The 17,024-nt window shown below is 54.0% G+C and carries 13 protein-coding genes and 1 tRNA gene; 5 read left to right on the forward strand and 9 right to left on the reverse strand.

Translation table 11 applies throughout. The features are described from left to right. The first annotated feature begins 241 nt into the window (after nucleotides 1-241). Genes G7Y44_RS09700 through G7Y44_RS09710 form a run of 3 tightly spaced genes read left to right on the forward strand, consistent with a single transcriptional unit; the run spans nucleotide 242 to nucleotide 2,765 of the window. On the forward strand, nucleotides 242-1,651 hold the full coding sequence (locus G7Y44_RS09700) for an SPFH domain-containing protein (protein ID WP_165249491.1): 1,410 nt from the start codon (nucleotides 242-244) through the stop codon (nucleotides 1,649-1,651). Then, nucleotides 1,641-1,991: a DUF4339 domain-containing protein gene (locus G7Y44_RS09705; protein WP_165249493.1), complete on the forward strand. Its 351-nt coding sequence runs from the start codon at nucleotides 1,641-1,643 to the stop codon at nucleotides 1,989-1,991. The genes G7Y44_RS09700 and G7Y44_RS09705 overlap by 11 nt, the downstream gene beginning before the upstream one ends. A 9-nt stretch (nucleotides 1,992-2,000) precedes the next feature. Beyond that, nucleotides 2,001-2,765, forward strand: a complete 765-nt coding sequence (locus tag G7Y44_RS09710; RefSeq protein ID WP_165249495.1) for an LURP-one-related/scramblase family protein — start codon at nucleotides 2,001-2,003, stop codon at nucleotides 2,763-2,765. Nucleotides 2,766-2,899: 134 nt separating this feature from the next. Here G7Y44_RS09710 and G7Y44_RS09715 read toward each other — a convergent pair whose 3' ends face one another. The 4 genes from G7Y44_RS09715 to G7Y44_RS09730 all read right to left on the reverse strand — a co-directional run bounded on the left by G7Y44_RS09715 (nucleotide 2,900) and on the right by G7Y44_RS09730 (nucleotide 6,274). Continuing rightward, nucleotides 2,900-4,186 (reverse strand): ATP-binding protein, encoded by a 1,287-nt coding sequence (locus G7Y44_RS09715; RefSeq protein WP_165249497.1) that lies wholly within the window; start codon nucleotides 4,184-4,186, stop codon nucleotides 2,900-2,902. Between the two features lie 258 nt (nucleotides 4,187-4,444). Further along, nucleotides 4,445-4,520, reverse strand: a tRNA-Thr gene (locus G7Y44_RS09720). 112 nt (nucleotides 4,521-4,632) lie between these two features. After that, nucleotides 4,633-5,067, reverse strand: a complete 435-nt coding sequence (locus G7Y44_RS09725; RefSeq protein ID WP_165249499.1) for a flavodoxin domain-containing protein — start codon at nucleotides 5,065-5,067, stop codon at nucleotides 4,633-4,635. A gap of 148 nt (nucleotides 5,068-5,215) precedes the next feature. Then, nucleotides 5,216-6,274, reverse strand: coding sequence for a CPBP family intramembrane glutamic endopeptidase (locus tag G7Y44_RS09730; RefSeq protein WP_165249501.1), 1,059 nt, complete (start codon nucleotides 6,272-6,274; stop codon nucleotides 5,216-5,218). A gap of 58 nt (nucleotides 6,275-6,332) precedes the next feature. Here G7Y44_RS09730 and G7Y44_RS09735 point away from each other — a divergent pair, with 58 nt between their 5' ends. Continuing rightward, nucleotides 6,333-7,310 carry a TraX family protein gene (locus G7Y44_RS09735; RefSeq protein ID WP_165249503.1) on the forward strand — a complete coding sequence of 326 codons (978 nt, stop codon included), beginning with the start codon at nucleotides 6,333-6,335 and terminating at the stop codon, nucleotides 7,308-7,310. Between the two features lie 9 nt (nucleotides 7,311-7,319). Here G7Y44_RS09735 and G7Y44_RS09740 read toward each other — a convergent pair whose 3' ends face one another. The 5 genes from G7Y44_RS09740 to G7Y44_RS09760 form a co-directional block, all read right to left on the reverse strand. Further along, nucleotides 7,320-8,942: an LCP family protein gene (locus G7Y44_RS09740; protein ID WP_241159247.1), complete on the reverse strand. Its 1,623-nt coding sequence runs from the start codon at nucleotides 8,940-8,942 to the stop codon at nucleotides 7,320-7,322. A gap of 229 nt (nucleotides 8,943-9,171) precedes the next feature. Continuing rightward, a complete protein-coding gene (locus G7Y44_RS09745; RefSeq protein ID WP_165249505.1) occupies nucleotides 9,172-11,454 on the reverse strand; it encodes a MurT ligase domain-containing protein in 2,283 nt (760 codons plus the stop codon). Nucleotides 11,455-11,742: 288 nt separating this feature from the next. Next, on the reverse strand, nucleotides 11,743-12,213 hold the full coding sequence (locus G7Y44_RS09750) for a helix-turn-helix domain-containing protein (protein WP_165043077.1): 471 nt from the start codon (nucleotides 12,211-12,213) through the stop codon (nucleotides 11,743-11,745). Nucleotides 12,214-12,355: 142 nt separating this feature from the next. Continuing rightward, complete coding sequence (locus tag G7Y44_RS09755; protein ID WP_241159248.1) at nucleotides 12,356-13,714, reverse strand: ATP-binding protein; 1,359 nt, start codon at nucleotides 13,712-13,714, stop codon at nucleotides 12,356-12,358. Between the two features lie 232 nt (nucleotides 13,715-13,946). Continuing rightward, nucleotides 13,947-14,588 carry a TetR/AcrR family transcriptional regulator gene (locus G7Y44_RS09760; protein WP_165249507.1) on the reverse strand — a complete coding sequence of 214 codons (642 nt, stop codon included), beginning with the start codon at nucleotides 14,586-14,588 and terminating at the stop codon, nucleotides 13,947-13,949. A 236-nt stretch (nucleotides 14,589-14,824) separates the two neighbouring features. Here G7Y44_RS09760 and G7Y44_RS09765 point away from each other — a divergent pair, with 236 nt between their 5' ends. Beyond that, a complete protein-coding gene (locus G7Y44_RS09765) occupies nucleotides 14,825-16,621 on the forward strand; it encodes an FAD-binding protein (protein ID WP_165043082.1) in 1,797 nt (598 codons plus the stop codon). Nucleotides 16,622-17,024: the final 403 nt, after the last annotated feature.

Below are 17,024 nucleotides of genomic sequence, written 5' to 3' on the forward strand. Positions count from 1 at the left end.
ACTACGTGAGCACCGTCGGGCTGAACGAGGCCACGATAAAGAAGTACATAAAAGATCAGGAGGACGGCGGCGGGTTCGACCGGTAAGGTGCGAACGCAGCCCCTTTAGGGGCGGCCGGCAAGAGTGCTCTGGGCCATCGCGGCTTGCCGCCGCCGGCATTCGCGACCCTTACAGGGTCGCCCAATCAAGCCACCGGCTATGCCGGTGGTCATGACTTTGACTACAAGGATGAGAGGTTGACATGGCATTATTCAAGAAAAATGGCGGGTTGATGAATGAAATCCGCTGCGACGAACAAGACTACCTGATTTGGAAGTGGAGACCACAAGGCTCTATCAGTGGTGTAAATTCGCGAGAGAATGCTATCAGGCTAGGCTCTTCGCTTCGCGTGCGCGATGGTTCTGTTGCTGTCTTTGTGTATAAGCAGAAGGACGGCACAGTACAGGACTACATTGAAGGTCCTTATGACCAGATTTTATCTACGAAGAACATTCCTTTCATAGCAAGCGCTATCGGGCTTGCCTATGATGGCGGCACTCCGTTTCAGGCTGAGGTTTACTTCATCAACCTTGCTAGTATTATACAGATAAAATTCGCCGTGCCTTTCTTCGATGTGTTTGACCCGCGTTTCTTGGACTTCGGCGTGCCCACGGCGGTTCGCGGAACGCTCACTTTCAATATCAAGGATTACAAAGGCTTTATCAAACTACACAGGATGGACGAGTTTAGCCCTGATGCTTTTCAAAATCAGGTTCGCGATGCTATCGTCCGATATGTGAAAGCGATAATAGCCAATGCCCCCATGGATTTCAATTTACCTGTCGTCCAGATAGATCGACGAATCACAGAGATAAATGACGCTGCGATGCCTGTGGTTGTCGAGCGTTTGGGGAAGGACTTTGGTGTTAATGTTACTGGACTTGATATCGCTGCCATTGAGATAGACAAAACGAGCGACGGCTTCCAACGGCTTATGGCAGTCACGCGCGACATTTCTTCTGTCACTGTTCAGGCGCAGACACAAGTAAACATCAAGAACTTGGAGGATCAACAACGCATCAATGCCGAGAACTTAGACGAGACACTCCGCATTCAGCGCGAGGAGACACAGTATGCTCAGCGCAAGCAATCGCAGACAAGTTATTTCGACGCTTATAAGTTGGAGCAGCAGGCAGCAGTTGGAATTGCTGGCGCAGAAGCCCTTGGGAACATGGGTGCAAGTGCGTCAATGGGTAGTGGATCTGGTGGTGGCGACGGTTTGAATCCGGGAGCTATGATGGCAGGTCTTGCTATGGGTGGGGCAATTGGTCAGAACATGGCTGGCATGATGAACGGCATGATGAACGGTATGAGCCAAACGATTGCGAAGGGGCAGACCCCTCCACCAATCGGTACCGGGCAAACACCGCCTCCTATACCCATCACTGCATATTACGTAGCGCAGAACAGTCAGCCTGCAGGACCATTCGATATGAGAACCCTTTCGCAGATGGCGAGAGAAGGGACTTTAACCGTAGAGACGCTTGTATGGAAAGAAGGAATGAGTAATTGGGTCAAGGCGGGCTCAGTCGAGGAGCTTGCCAAGACGCTTAACCCAATGCCGCCTATTCCGGCAGACGCTTCGACAGGGAGCAATGAACATGAGCAATGATTTCTTTTATTCCTTGGACAAACTCGTTGAATTTGGTCTTGGCGCAACAGTTGCGGCCCAGATGACCCAATCCATGAATAGCAGCATCGCTAACATGACAACACCTGGTGTAGACAATGGTATACAGATCAATGGCCAATCTATTTACTATGCTGCTATTGATGACGTGGCTGCTGGGCCATATTCGGCAACCGAATTAGCTCGGCTGATTGCGGATGGCAAAGTGTTGAAAGAGACGTATATTTGGAAACCAGGCATGATCAAATGGGATCTGGCTGAGAATCTTCAGGATGTTCTGCGCTTGGCGGCGTTGACGCCACCACCGTTGCCAAACGAGTAGGAGAGCATTATGGGTCTGTTAGATAGTCTTGCCGGGAGCGTAGGGAAAGCAATAACGAAAGAGGTTTTGAACGTAGCTTCCATACCCATCTCTATTGCAATTAACAACAGGATTGACGAGAAAAACGAAGAGTTCACGCACGCCCTCATGCAAAGTGAAGAATACCCGTTCAAGCTTCTAATCAAGCAGCGTGCATACGCTATCAGCGACAAGTTCAAGGTTTACGACGAACAGCGAAACGTCGTGTATAGAGTTGAGAGTGAGTTCTTTTCGACGTCTCCAAGTATCACTGTTTATGACAGCTGCGGGTGTAAGGTTGGTAATCTAAAGAAGAAAGCACTTTCATTAAGATCGCCATTTGAGAGATACCAAGGCGAGAACGTAGAGTTTGAGGTCAGGGTTAATGGCAAAAAGCTAGGATGCTTACGAAATAAGAAGCTGGGCGATTGGCTTGACGGGTTCGATAAGATCTTTCGAGAAGTTAAGGATAGCTTTGCCGGTATGCGTTACGAGTATGATTTCGTGGATTGGGAGTTGTTGTGTAAAAGCATGTCTTTTGACTATGAGATTCAGGAGAAAGATGGCTCAGTAATCGCGAAAGTTGACAAGAACCTTTGGAGCCAGAGTGATTGCTATGTAATAGGGTATTCCTGCAAGGAGAATGAGCTTCTGTACTTAATGATGATTCTTGCTGTGGATGCGTTGGCAGATGATAGAACTAAGAGGGAGTGGGTATCAGACAGTTTTTGGTTTGGGTCCGATGATGACGAATAGATTAGTTGTTTGGCGATTGTGGACGGTTTCGGTCTTTGGAAATAGTCGACGAAAATGACCTGATCCTATTGTCACATACGACGGAGACGATAACTGGGGAGACTAACGCATCGGTTCCTTGTGTGTTTTGGCATTTATGCGGTAAGCGTGGCAAGAGGAAGCACGTAAATGCCGTCTTCTTTGCGTTGACGTGCGTAGGGAGCTGCCCCTACGAGAACGGCCATAAATTCTGGCTCTTTGTTGCGGGCGGAAGGGTTAGCGGCAATTTTCGACTTAAGCCTGTTGAGGTTTTTTACAGCGTCGGGGACTTTCGATTCTCCGAGTTTGACTTCTAGTGCAGCCCATCTGCCGTCGCGAAGTTCGATTATCAAGTCAACTTCCAGACCATCTGCGTCAGCGTAGTAACTCACAGGCGATGTCCCTGCTCCGGGCAAGAGACTTGCATATACAGCAATATCATGGTAGCAGAGGGATTCGAAAAGCGTACCGAACAATTGCCCTTCCTGAATCAGGCGCTGGGGGCTCAGTGAAAGAAGTGAAACGGCCATTGAGGGATCGTCAAGATAGCGCTTCGGTTTCGTGCGAACCCGTGAGCGTGATTTCACGGGAGCATCCCACCCAGGAAGCTCGTCTAAAAAGAAGTTCAGGGCAAAATCCGAAAGGTATTTCGAGACGGTTTCTTCAGTAGGAACGACATCTCCAGCAGCGGCATCGTTGCAGAGTGTTTTGAGTGTCGCACTTGTGCCAAGGTTTCGTGCGAGCGACACAGCGATGCGCCGGGAAAGAACAGGATCTCGACCGAGCTTGCGCATGCTTACGCTGAAAAGGAGATCGAGGTATTCGCTGACGGTTCTCTGCGCGCGTGTCTCGGTTGCTTCGAGTAGGGCAGGCCAGCCGCCGTGGCAGATGGCACGAGCGTAGTCAGCAAGATTAAAGGCGGAGGAACATGGCTCGAATTGGCCGTCAAATAATCGAGCGAGGGATACCGTCTGTGTTGAAAGCCCCTGTTCGGCTAGGGTCATGGTTCTCATTCGGATACGAGATATTCTGCCAGCTCCGCTGTGTCTTTCTTCGGAGTTGTTGGGTGATGATGAGCCTGTAAGGATGTACTGTCCGGGCTTGTTACCCGAATCATCTACGCTGTGACGAACACGATTCCAGATTGCAGGCACGTCTTGCCATTCGTCGATGACGTGCGGCTGTTGGCCGAGCAAGGCAAGCCCTGGGTCTTCTATGTAGAGTCCAGAGCCTTCGTCGACACGGGTAGTGCTTTCAGCAAAGGCCGATGCTGTCCATGACTTACCCGACCATCGCGTGCCTTGAATCTCGATGGCTCCAAAGTCCTCAAGTCGCTGTCTTACTAGGGTATCGACGTGACGTGGGCGGTATCCTTTGGGACAGAGATTGGTGTAACTAATCATGGGCATCCTTCTGGTAGGCGATTGTCGAGGGCAGATATATTTAACCGTGTTTTTCGAGGAATTACAAACGTGTTTTTCGAGGATTCTGAACCGTGTTTTTCGAGGAGTCTGTACTCTTTTTTGGTTGGTGTGACAATAGGGTCAGGGCGGATCATTCTGTCACGTTTTTCAAAAACGTGACCTGACCCTATTGTCACACCGAGGATTTTGCGAACAAAAAAAGCTGGTCAGAGAGTTAGATCTGACCAGCGTTTATTCTGGAGCCAACGAGCGGACTCGAACCGCTGACCTGCTCATTACGAGTGAGCTGCTCTACCAGCTGAGCCACGTTGGCACGGCGTTGGGCAAAAGCCCCAAGCGCGAACATGAAGTATAGCGAAACGCTTGATTCCTTGCAAGGCATCTTCGCGAAAAAGCTTAACGCCCGCCTTAACGCCTTACGCCCCTTACGCTTTCGCCGCCTTCGCGATCAGCTCACCAAGGCGAACGCAGTCACCACTATGCATAATGCCCGGATGATCCTTGACGATGAGGGTACCCACTACGTTCAAGCCCGCATCTTCAGCACGTTTCTTCCAGATGTTCATCCATTCGCCGTGATTCCAGCTGTAAGACCCAAACAAAACCACCTTTTTACCTGTTAGAAGCGGTTCGACCTCGGCATACATAGGCTCGAATTGCTTCTGCTCAAGCTGCTCTTTCCCCATGGCGGGGCAGCCGAATGCGAATGCGTCGTAGGTATCGATCTTGGTTGGCGAGAAGTCGCGCGCCATCATAGTATCGGCGGTGCCGCCAGCGCGCGTGATACCCTTGGTAACTTTCCTTGCCATGGCGGCGGTGTTGCCGGTGCCGCTCCAGTACACAACTGCAACGTTGCTCATTCACAACTCCCACATGCGATTTCAGCCGCGTCCTATTGGCGTGGCTCCGTAGTGCGGAGCTGGAGGACCGGACTTATGGTTCGTTCAAGCAAATACTACCGAACCAAAGCGATAAGCCTTCTCGAAACGCTCATTTTGTCGACAAAGGTCACAAAATGTATCGACTCGTGGCATTTTGGGCGCCAAGCCAACTGCGTGTGAGCCATGCGGCGCAAGCGATAAGCGCAGTGCTCGCTGTGAGCGCGATAAGATCGGGAAGCGATCCCGACATATACGATACGCTTACCATGCCACTGGCACTGAAGGCGGGGCCAAGGTAGAGGCAATCAAACGCGGCATGCGCGACAACACAAGGCAGCAAACTTCTGGTTCGTGCGAAAAGACCCGCCATAATCATGCCGAACAGGAACGCTTGCAGTATCTTCAACAGGGCTTGCGCGCCCGCGATAGGGCTTTCGAGCAGCAGAGCATCTTGCAGGGAAACGTGCAGAAGGGCAAACAACGCCGCTTGTACAATTGCTGCAGCGCGAGCGGGATTTCGAACAGAACGCCACGAACGGAAGGCGCTTTCGAATGCCGTAAAGGCAATGCCGCGAAACAGTAGTTCTTCGAATACGCCGGTGAGCAGGCAAAGCGCCGCAGCAAGCGCGATGCGTACCGCAAGGGGATCAGTGGGCGCGTGCACCTGCGGGTTGGGAAACACGATGCTTGCAATTCCTCCAATGCACGCTGCTGCGATCATCAGACCTACTGCGACGGTGGCAGCGCGGCGCGTGCGGGTAATGTGCGTGCTGGCGGTGCTGACACGTTTACACTGCGAGTCGGAAGTGCTTTCGCTGCTTTCTCTGCCTTCGCTGTGGTCACTGCGGTGTGGAGTGTTACTGCCGTTATGCTTCTTTGCGCTGTCAGATATGGGAGCGGCGCTGGTAGTGACAGCCGTTTCTGTGGCGATGCCACATCTCTTGAGGTTTTGGTCAACGAACAGCACAAAGGACAACAGGGGTAGGGCGAGCAGTGCTTCTTGAATGGTTGCCTCGGCGAGCGTGGTCGCGGGCAACGTGTTCATCACGAAAGTGGTGTACGCGATTGCGAAAAGCAGTACGAGCAGTCTAGCTGACGTTTCATCACGGTTGTTGTCGTTAGTGAAAGAATCGTTGGCGAAGGCAGTTTCTTGCTCGGTTGCTTCCGATTCGCGATTTGCGTTCATAACGGTTCCTGCCGTTTCGTTGTTCGTTGGGTTTCTGACGGGAAGTATACTATGCGACATGGAAACACAGCATCGAACAACCGAGAGTGCATGGGGCGAGGCATCGCTTGCTGCCGACGCGCGACAAGCCGTTGCTGCCGACGCGCGCCAAGCGGTTGGTGCCGATACATGCCAAGCTGGTGCTGCCAACGTGTGCCAAGCCGCTGAAACCGATGCACGCCAGGTCGTTGTCACCCGCGCATCAGGGCGGGGTTTTTCCGGCTTGTCGTCGTTTACGCTGAAGGTTGTTGCCATCATTGGCATGACGTTTAACCATGCGGCGTACGTGTTTTACCCGTATTTGCCCTTCGGGATTCGTTGTGTCATGCTGGCGGTCGGCGGTATGACGTTTCCCATCATGGCGTTTTTGCTGGTTGAGGGCTATCGACATACGTCGAACCTGAAACGCTATGCTTGCCGACTTGCGGTGTTCGCCGCCGTTTCTCAGCTGCCGTACTGGCTTTTCCTGAGTCATAGCGGCAACGTTTTACTCACGTTGTTACTGTCGCTTGTCGTGCTGTGGTTGTACGACACAATGAGCAATCGTCTGCTTTTCTGGGGACTGTTCGTTCTTGCGACGGCAGCAAGTGCAACGTGCGATTGGGGTGTATTCGGGCCTGTTATGGTTCTGATGATACATGTGCTTCGGGGAAGCGCGAGTGCACGCGTTGGGTCGTGCTTCGGGGAAGCGGGCGCAGCGACTTGTGCAGACGAAGCTCAACGCGCGTGGCGGAAAAGCATCGTCTTGCCGACACTGATTCCCCTTGTCTCAACGGGAATAAGCGAGCTTGCAGCGGTTGTGGTCGATATCGCCGCACTGCCGTTTCTTCTGTACGCTGCAGTGGGTAATACGGCGGCGATTGGTTTGCTGCTTGCCTACAATGGAAGGCGTGGCCGGCCGATGAAATGGCTCTTCTATGCGTACTATCCAGCGCACATTGCTGTGTTGGGCATGGCGAAAGGGCTTTTGCTGGGCGATTGGTCGCTCGGGTTTTAGTGTTCCGAGTTACGAGTAATCGGCACCAAGTACAACCAAAAACGCGGTTTCGAACGGAATCGATCCGTCGCTTGCCTGCACCGTACCAACTCCAAGAGCGTCGGCTATCTTTTGCGCCGCTTCTTTGTCCTGTTCATTCGCATACATAATGATGGTTGAGGTGTAGTTGAATGAATCGGCGTTGTCGGTGGTGGTTGTTTCGAACCCCGCCTTGTCGATGGTTGCCGCAGCACTTGAGCTTGCACCCGACACGCCGTTGCCGTTCAAGACGGTTACGGTTGTTGAGCCGCTGTCTGTTGACGATGTGGCTGTGCCGTTGCCCGTCGAGAACACCGTGCCGGTGGCTTCGTCAACGTAGTCTTCCTCATTCGGAGGAAGACCCTGGTCAACGCGTTCCATCATGGCGGTCCATGCGTCGACGTCAACAATTTCGAACCATTGATCATTTATATACACCGACTCAGTCGGCTCGGTTCCGGTGTAAATGTCGGTTTCGGGATTCAGGCCGCGCATGGCCTGCGCGAGGCCGATGATCTCGTTCACTTCAAAGTCGGTAGTCACGTATTCCGACAGTGCCGAAACCGTTGATGCGATAGTTCTCGCGTCGGATTGCAGAAGCTTCTCGGCGATGGCGCTCAGCACCAAGCGCTGATTCGCCGCGCGGTATTCGTCGCCTTTGCCGTATTCGTCATACGCATGGCGGCTGCGGCACAAGATAAGCGCCTGATCGCCGTTCAGGGTTTGCGGGCCGGCCTCGAGTGAGCCACCCGCTTCGGGGTCGTCGATAGCCATGGGTACGTCAACCTCAATGCCGCCTAAGGCGTCGACGATTGATTTGAACCCATCGAAGTTTATTTCCGCATAATGGTTAATATCGACGCCGGCTAAGTCCGACACCGTTTTCACGGCGAGTTCGGCACCGCCAAGGGCGTGAGCCGTGTTGATTTTGTTTTGCCCGTATTCTCCCATGTCAACGTAGGTATCTCGCAAAATCGAGATCATGGTTACCTTCTTGTTGGAAGGGTCCACGCGCACGAGCATAATGCTGTCGGTTCTGAACTGGTCGCCTTCGAATTCCGATGCTGCTTCTCGTTCGGCCGATCCGTCGGTTCCCATGAGTAGCATGTAGAACGGATCGGTGTCGGCGTACGTGTCGGTTAGCGAGGAAAGGAGCCCGCTGGTTAGGCCTTCATGAAGGTTGCCGCTGATGTTCGCGTAATAGGCGAGTGCGGCTCCTGCGCCGCCGAGCACCACCACGAGCGCGGCGATGACGGCGATAAGCGCGGCTTTGCGGCGCGAGTTCTTCCGCTTGGCAACGTAGTGATAACGCGACATGCGGGGTGTGCTGGAGAATTCGTCGGCGGCGTTGCTTGCGACGCGAGCGTTTGATCCCCGGGTGTAGCGGGAGCGATCAGCGAAATCCTCGTAGCTTTGCCCAGAAGTGCTCGAGCTACCGTAGGCACTTGCGGATCGCGTTGACGTGCGTTGCGACGACGAACCATAGCGTGATCTGCCGTAGCGTGATTCGCTTTGAGAGGGCGCGCCGCCGTGCGAGCTGCTCCGCGATGGGCGTGCGGACGGCCGGACAGAGGGGCGCGATGCGCCAGTATGGTTGCGTCGTTCGTAAGCCATGCATGTCATTGTGCAGGCGCGCAAGAACGCGCGCAACCCCGATCAGCCCTTTTGCGGCAAAAGCCCACATGCCTTGCGAACCTTCGACAGAAGATGACGTGACAGGACGAAGGTGAACAGAGAATGGAGAAGTGTTCGTCTCTGTTCACTCCTCTGTTTACCTTCGGAAGCTGCGTGTTCGTGAGCGGATTGTGCGTGCCGTGCATGTGGCTGAGCGGGCGACGGCAGGTTAGCTGCGCACGCCGAGTTTGTGGCGCATGGCGGCGTTTGCGGCCAGTTCCGCCGAGTCGTCAAGCGCTGAAAGCGAAGGCACCGAGCATCCCCCGCGCGCGCTGGCACGCAGCAACGCTTTGTCGAGCAGCCAGTCGGCAACTTCGGGATTCTTGGCCAGCAACGGCCCGTGCAGGTACGTCCCTAGTACGTTGCGGTACAGGATGCCGTCGGCGCGCGTTTCGTCGTTGTTGCCGCAGCCAACAGACGACACGGTCTTTCCAAACGGCTGAACGCCTTCGCCTAAGTAGGTGCGTCCAGCGTGGTTTTCGTATCCGACAACGGGGTGCGTTGCGATGGTTGATTCGAGTACGATGTTATCGATGAGGCGGTTTGCCGACGTTCCCGGTCGACGCGTGGTGATGTCAACCAGCCCTAAGCCTTCCACGATATCGTCGCCCCAAAGCCACTCGCTGCCGAGAATCTGGTACCCGCCGCAGATAGCCAGAAGTGCCCCGCCTTCTTCCACATAGGTACGCAGGTTTTCGCGCATGCGCATGAGCTCGTTTGAGGCGAGCTTCTGCTCGCGGTCGGGGCCGCCACCCATAAACACCAGGTCAACCGAGGAAAGATCAACGTTTTCGCCGTACTGCACGCGACGAATCTCACAGGGAATGCCTCTCCAGCGAAGTCGCTGTTCCAGTATGCGCACGTTGCCGCCGTCGCCGTAGAGGTTCAGTAGATCGGGAAACAGATGCGCGATGACTACCAGAGGGGTGTTGTCGGTGTCGCGCGCGTCAATCGCGTTCGTTTCGGCGAAGGGGGAGGAAGCTAAGCTTGCGTCGCCTTGCGTACCCGGGTGGTTTCCACAGGCCGGCTGCTCGTTTGCGCGCCGGTCGAGCGCCGCTTTTGCCCCAGGAAGCGCGGTGTAGTTAGCTATCAAGTAGGCGTTTACGTGCGGGGGAAGCTGCTCGATGAGGTTCAGCACCTCGTCGGCGTCAGCCGCCACGCGCGATTCGATATTAGCGTACTTCAGGCGAACCTGCATGTCATTGCCACGAATGCCGCTTGCGTACACTGCCGTCGTGCCGCTTTCAGCAAGCTCTTCAAAGTCGATGTCCCACAGCCACGACACGTCATGTCCGTCGGCTTCCTTGTCGTTGATGAAGAATGCTACGGCCTTCTGCCCTTTGTCCTGTGCGACGATTTTTAGGTTCTGATTGAATCCGGTGGGGTTTTTCGCCAGATTCAGCAGTACGCGCCGCCCATTCAGCTGGTAGGTTTGCAGGCGTCCGTTTTTGGGATCAAACGATTCGATAGCTTGCTTGAGTGCATCGGGCGGACAGCCGAGCACGCAGGCACCTACCGCGCAGGCAAGCAGGTTGTATACCATGTACGAGCCGCTGAAGGGCGCCTCGATGCGCATACGTGAAGGGCTTTCGACAGGCTTGACTTCTTGGCTTTCTCCGATTTCTCCGCAACGTTTGCTGTGATTTGCGAGAGCTACTGCCGTTGCGTTTGCTCCTGCATATGCAGCAATGTCGAACGCCAGTCCGTTGGCGGCAAGCTGCACGTTGTCGGCGGCGAAGTCGAGCGTGGGTCGCGCAAAGCCGCATTCGGGGCAGCGGTAGGCACCCAGCTGACCGTACTGGCGGAAATCGTAGGTCATCATGGCCGAACATTGCTGGCACATGTTCGTATCTGACACGGTGTTTTGGGAAAGCCCCATGCTCTCGGCAATACCGAACGCAAGCGACTTATTCGAAATGCGTGCGGCGATGGCGGCACACAGCGGGTCGTCGGCGTTGTACAACAGCACGGTGTTTGGCGAGCTTTCCAGCGCACCAGCTATGCTGTCTTGTACGCGGGCGATTTCTCCCATGCGGTCGAGCTGGTCGCGGAACAAGTTTAGCAGTAGCACGTAGTCCGATTTCAGGTGGGGAAGCACCTTTGCCAGCCACATTTCGTCACACTCGAGCACGCCCCAATTTGCTTCGCTCGCGTGCAGAAGCGCTGATGCGATGCCGGAGTCGAGGTTGGCACCGGTGCGGTTGCACACGACGTGTTGCCCGGCAACTTCAAGTGCGTCGGCAAGCAGGTTTGTGGTGGTGGTTTTGCCATTCGTACCCACGACGCAGATCGACCCGCGGGTAAGCTTCGGGGCCAGGTGGGCGATGACGTCGGGGTCTGCGCGCAGGGCAATTTGGCCGGGGAAATTGGCGGCGGGACGGTGAAACACGTTCTTCAGTGCCCAGGTAGAAGCCGCGCTTACGGCACGGGCGCAGGCGAAGCGAAAGCTCATGATGCATATCTCCCAACGAAAATGAGTAACAAAACCGCCCTTCGGCGGCCTAAGTTCAATGGTGCAGGTGAGCGCCGATAACGCGAAGCTCATCGTATCACAGCGCGATTTCCAGGCAACGAAGAAATTAGCCCGATGTGAAGCCCCTCAGACACTGGCGGGCTTCACATCGGGCCTGTAAGTACTTTACCGGTTGTTGTGACAGATGAAGCAAAATGATAAGGAGCTTCCCATTGCCCTCCTTGTTCAGGCGGGGGGGGTAGCCCCTTGATTCGGGATTGTACCACGTTAGCGTTTGGCAAGGCCTCTTGCCGCAATATAGACCCCAACTAGGGTGGCGGCGGACGATATGCCCATGATCATTCCTGCAAAGAAGTCCGGCACATCGCTTCCGCCAACCACGTTGCGCGACGCCATCAGGGCAATTCCCATCACTATCAGGACAATCCCGTACAACGACGTACGCTGCGCTTCCAATTTCTGGGTTCGCTTCATTAAATCGAGAATTTGCTCTTCAACAGAAGATGGGACCATGCTGTCCTCAGGACTTGCTTCTTTCGCATTCACAAGCTCGGATACACTGATGCCCAGCTCCTTGCACAGACTCTGAACAACCGCATAATCCGGCATACTCTTTCCGGTCTCCCATTTGGACACCGCCTTGTTTGACATGCCCAAATTCGCGGCCAGCTCTGCCTGCGTAAGGTTCTTTTCCCGCCGTTTCTGTGCAATGAACGACCCAATTTCTGCCTGATTCATTCGATGAAGCCTCCTTCTGCTCGATGTTTCCATCATAGCCACGAAGCAGGCAAAATCGTGTCTCCTAAACGGAGATTTTGGCTGAAATAGCCTCTCTCAGCAATCGCGCATTACGTGAGTTTTTGCTAGCTTCCTCTATGTGCTACGCCGAGAACAACGAGTGCCGAATTAAGGGTGCCGCATGGTCACATAAATAGAGTGGAATGTTCACCACATCGTCATTTCTAGCGAGGTTGAGCAGCGAAAATCTCACACGGAGTGGAGTTTCTCGGGGATATTTACCAGCGTAGTATTTCAAACTCGGCGATTTCACGTTCGTTCCAGCCTTCACTTCACACGGAATGACCTCGTTGCCAAGCTGAACCAGATAGTCAACCTCGTGGCGCGGTTTCTCACTGACCCAGTAGCGAGGATCTACATCGAGTTGCGTCATCAGCGCCTGTAACACGTAATTCTCAGCGAAAGCTCCTTTAAACTCCGAAAACATGTTTTCAGTTCGCGAGAACACCGTCGCATCCAGTCGCGAGAGCCGACGTAAGACCCCAATATCGAGAGCATATATCTTGAAGGCATTTTCATCATAGGCACTCAACGGCAGACCCGGACGAGTAGAACGGTTCACACGATAGATTAGCCCGGCGTTCTGTAACCATATCACAGCATCCTCGTACTCACGAGCACGCGACCCTTCCCTTACGATACCGTAGAGAAATTTCTTATTATCCCGAGCAAGCTGTGCCGGCAGAGACCGCCACACTTGGCTGATTTTTGCGAACATTCGCGCCCCGCCGTGCTTCGCGAAGTCTCGCTCGTAAGAATCAAGAAGATCCGAAAGCACCATATCCACTTGGCCGATATCGCTCGTTGTCGCCCACCGGAGCACGGCTTCGGGCATGCCTCCAACAGCAAAGTAAGCCCGAAGATTGTCCCGAAGGCGATCAGCGAATAGTTGAGGAATCGACTCAAACGTGCTTATACTGCCTGCATACTGAGCAAGCGGTTCCTCGCCGACCGCCCAGAGAAACTCCGTGAACGTCATCGGATACATTGTAAGAAAGCTGACCTTCCCCACGGGAAACGCATTTTCTGAAGCGAGAGCAACGCCCAGTAACGAACCCGCACAAACAACCGCAAGATCGGGCATTTCCTCGCAAAAGTACTTGAGCGAGTTAATTGCGGCTGGGCAGTCCTGAATCTCGTCCAAAATGAGAAGCGTGCTGTCAACCTCAATGGGAACTCCGAGAGCCAGCGTCAGGTTGGCAACAATGCGCCGCGGGTCATGGGTCTGTTCGAAGAATTCTGCATACTCACTCGGCGTGTCAATGTCGATCTTCTCCAGCGACACGTAAGCGACATTGGCAAACTCATCGATACCAAACTGCTTAAGCACCTGGGTCTTGCCCACCTGGCGCGCCCCTTTGAGCACCAACGGCTTGCGAAAGGGCGAGTTCTTCCACGCACGTAGCTGCGACGTGATCTGTCTCGTCATATAACGCTGCATTACTCAGTCCTTCCGTTAATGTGACTTCTATCACATTATTCCTTGGTATTTCGTGCATAGTATCACAATTTTAGAAGTATTTGGAATTGAGTTGAAGATTGGGGCTCAAAAACGGTTCGCAGGGTTCACTTAGCAAGTAGCCTACACCAAAATTTCGAACACGACATCAACAGGAAGCATAAGGGAAACACTGATTAACCGAAGTCAGAAAAGCACACTTTACCGGCGCGTTTTAAGCGATGCTTTCTTCGCTTTCTTCGCGCAACTTGAAAAACACCTCGTCTCCTGTCAAGCTGACAGGCTCCTGTAGCATCTCATGTATTTCCGCGGGAACAGCACGCTCGAGATATTCGGCCATCTGGTTGACCGGAATAGCGAAATCCGAGATGCGCCAAAAGAACAATGCGTCGCAAAGCGAGTAGACCCAGAACCGAAGAACGTATTCTAGCCCCTCATCAAGACGAATGCGCTTGTATCGCGTTACGGTGTCTATGAACATACCCACATGATAGGACGTAAAATCGTCCATGATTCGTCGCGCGGCGGAATCGCCCCATTCTCCTCCAGCGCGAAAGAACGCCGCGAAGCGCTTAGTGGCTGCCAATGTCATGGTAATGCCTTCATGCCACGTTAACGTTCGCCCAATCTGGGCCAGTCCGATTGCACTGACGCGCCGCATAACCCACTCTGCCGCTTCAATCTTCCCATCGAAGCGCCGGTAGAATGTGGTTCTGGAAACGTTTGCCTTCTCGCATATTTGTCTAATGGACATTTCCTCGTACGTATGCGTTTCAGCAAGCTCGTTCATGGCCAAAATGATGCTTCGAGCAATCTCGTCATTTTGAAAGACGAATTCGTCTACGACATGCTGCATAACCCCATCCCCTCAGCTATTCACTCAAAAAGTGAACATTTGCAGGTCAAATGTTACTCCATCACTGGCTCTTTCGTCTCGACATCAGCTCGGATTGTTTCCAATTTATGGGTGCTTTCGCCTTCCATGAAACACCGCCTGCTAGCATTTTGCGACGGAGTTCACCTCGAACGAACTCGAGCTTCATTGAAGGGGACGAGCAACGAAAACGCTCGTCAAAACGAAAGGAGAGGGATATGACTCTGGAACTGAACCGCCGAACCTTCCTTAAGGGAATGGCAGCCGCCGGTGTGGCAAGCGCGGGCGTTCTGGCAGCAGGCTGTGCGCCTACGGCTGGCAGCACGAGCAGCGAAGGGGAATCGACAGGCACTGGCTCTTCGGAAGAAGCGCGCTATTCCTTTGAGGTTGTGCCCGAGCCTATTCCCGAAGAGGAAATCGTTGAGACGATCGACTGCGAAATCTTAATTGTAGGCGCGGGCATTGCCGGCAACGCCGCCGCAGCGCGTGCATCCGAGCTTTGCGATGATGTGCGCGTCATAGAGGCCGGTTCTGGCTACGGCTCATCCCGTTCTTCCACCACCGGATACAACACCAAGTACCAGCGTGCGTTGGGTCTTGAGTTCAACGACGAAATTCGCGATCAGCTGATCTTGGATGCGTACATGCTCTCGGGTCGTTATCAGTCGCGCATCGACCTCATTTCCATTTACGTTGACCACTCCGGCGAAATGCTCGACTGGGCCGGAGGCATTATGGAAGACTTCGGCGGAGCGCAGGTAACCTACGCCGCGCCGTTCTCCCAAACAGGCGACAAGCTTGCAGCCGGCACGCTGCTCGTAACCGGAGATAAGAGCAATATCACGAACTACTACAACCTGTTCGAGCTTTCCCATAATTTTGTAGGCCCCGATCCTCATGAGAAATTCGAGTGGAATGCCGTTATGGGCGACTACGCCGCATCTAACGGTGCCGTGTTCGACTTCAACACCAAGGGCGTACGTATCGAGCGATCCGAAGAAGAAGACCGCCCCGTCACCGGCGTTATTGCTACCAATAAGGACGGCGCGTACGTTCGCTACAATGCCTCCAAAGGCATTATCATCGCAGCTGGCGACTACATGCGCGATCCCGAAATGCTGCAAAAGTACTGCCCGTTGGCGCTGAACAACTACTACGACTTCTCGGCACCTCAGTGCGATGGCGCAATGGCCAAGGCGGCCATGTGGATTGGAGCCGGATTCGATACCATGGCAACGCTGGATGCATGGCCCGGCCAAACCATCACCGGTAAAATTATGCGCCCGGACCCCGCCAAAGAAGAGAACCCCGAACTGGCAGCCCTGTGGGCTATGTCCGATGCGTGGTCTTGGAATCCCGCTGTTGCTTCCTACCCCATGCTCTATGTAACCAAGCAAGGAGAGCGCTTCACCAACGAGGAAACCGAGAACATTACCGGATGCATGCGCATGGCTAACTGCCTGGCTTCTGTTCCGCCCGAAGGCTTCGCGTGGTCAATCTGGGACGGCGCATGGTTCGAGAAGTACGGCGACATTTTGGCCCCCATTACCGCTTTCTCTATCAACACCCAAGAGCAGATTGACAACGTTGACGTGCCTAACGGCCTGACGTTCAAGGCCGACACCATCGAAGAGCTCGCCGAAATGGTAGAGATTCCTTACGAAGATCTCAAGGCGACCATAGACACCTACAACGCCATGTGCGAATCCGGCCATGACGACCTATTCCTCAAGCAGGCGAAATGGTGCAAGCCTATCGACACTCCGCCCTTCTATGCAGCAGGCATCGGCATGGGTATCGAATGCGTGCGAGGTGGCCTGACCATGGACGGCAAGCTGCGCATTACCGACACCGAGGGCAAGCCGATTCCTCATCTGTATGCAGTTGGCAATTCGGGCGGCTCCTTCTACGGAAACATTTACCCGTCCATGATCGGCGGCACCGGCACAGGCCACGGCATGACGTTCGGAATGTTGGCCGCAGAAGAAATTATGGGCCAGAGCCGTCTTGGCTAAAGCAGCGTTAATGAATTCGTTAGGGTGATGGCGTGCCCGCGAAGCCGCACTTCGCATCGCACTTCGCATCGCGCCGCAGACCCTCTTGAATTCCAAGAATGCCACAGCATGTAATAAAGGGCGCATCGTTGCCAAAGAGCAGTGATGCGCCCTTCTTGCATCAACCTAGCCCCGCCTGCGCAGGGTTGATTAAGCTAACTCCGTTACCTGGACTTAAAATGACAATCAACCGGTAAAATGAAACCTGGAAAAAAGGTAAAATGCCCAGTTAGGAGCTTAGCGCCATGTGAGAAACCCACAGGCTATGCCTGTGGTGCGGTAGACGGTTAAACCGTACCGCTGACATGAGAATCAGAAAAAGGCTTTCCTGTCCTATGATGGGCCTGCGATGGTCCAGATCGCA

This window comes from Adlercreutzia sp. ZJ141 (assembly GCF_011038965.1).
GTDB lineage: Bacteria > Actinomycetota > Coriobacteriia > Coriobacteriales > Eggerthellaceae > ZJ141.

Bases quoted from the DNA above. Each gene is read 5' to 3' on its own strand.
- G7Y44_RS09730 (WP_165249501.1), bottom strand. From the start codon at position 6,274: ATGAACGCAAATCGCGAATCGGAAGCAACCGAGCAAGAAACTGCCTTC.
- G7Y44_RS09740 (WP_241159247.1), bottom strand. From the start codon at position 8,942: ATGGCTTACGAACGACGCAACCATACTGGCGCATCGCGCCCCTCTGTC.
- G7Y44_RS09715 (WP_165249497.1), bottom strand. From the start codon at position 4,186: ATGATTAGTTACACCAATCTCTGTCCCAAAGGATACCGCCCACGTCAC.
- G7Y44_RS09705 (WP_165249493.1), top strand. From the start codon at position 1,641: ATGAGCAATGATTTCTTTTATTCCTTGGACAAACTCGTTGAATTTGGT.
- G7Y44_RS09745 (WP_165249505.1), bottom strand. From the start codon at position 11,454: ATGAGCTTTCGCTTCGCCTGCGCCCGTGCCGTAAGCGCGGCTTCTACC.
- G7Y44_RS09750 (WP_165043077.1), bottom strand. From the start codon at position 12,213: ATGAATCAGGCAGAAATTGGGTCGTTCATTGCACAGAAACGGCGGGAA.
- G7Y44_RS09760 (WP_165249507.1), bottom strand. From the start codon at position 14,588: ATGCAGCATGTCGTAGACGAATTCGTCTTTCAAAATGACGAGATTGCT.
- G7Y44_RS09710 (WP_165249495.1), top strand. From the start codon at position 2,001: ATGGGTCTGTTAGATAGTCTTGCCGGGAGCGTAGGGAAAGCAATAACG.
- G7Y44_RS09755 (WP_241159248.1), bottom strand. From the start codon at position 13,714: ATGCAGCGTTATATGACGAGACAGATCACGTCGCAGCTACGTGCGTGG.
- G7Y44_RS09735 (WP_165249503.1), top strand. From the start codon at position 6,333: ATGGAAACACAGCATCGAACAACCGAGAGTGCATGGGGCGAGGCATCG.
- G7Y44_RS09700 (WP_165249491.1), top strand. From the start codon at position 242: ATGGCATTATTCAAGAAAAATGGCGGGTTGATGAATGAAATCCGCTGC.
- G7Y44_RS09765 (WP_165043082.1), top strand. From the start codon at position 14,825: ATGACTCTGGAACTGAACCGCCGAACCTTCCTTAAGGGAATGGCAGCC.
- G7Y44_RS09725 (WP_165249499.1), bottom strand. From the start codon at position 5,067: ATGAGCAACGTTGCAGTTGTGTACTGGAGCGGCACCGGCAACACCGCC.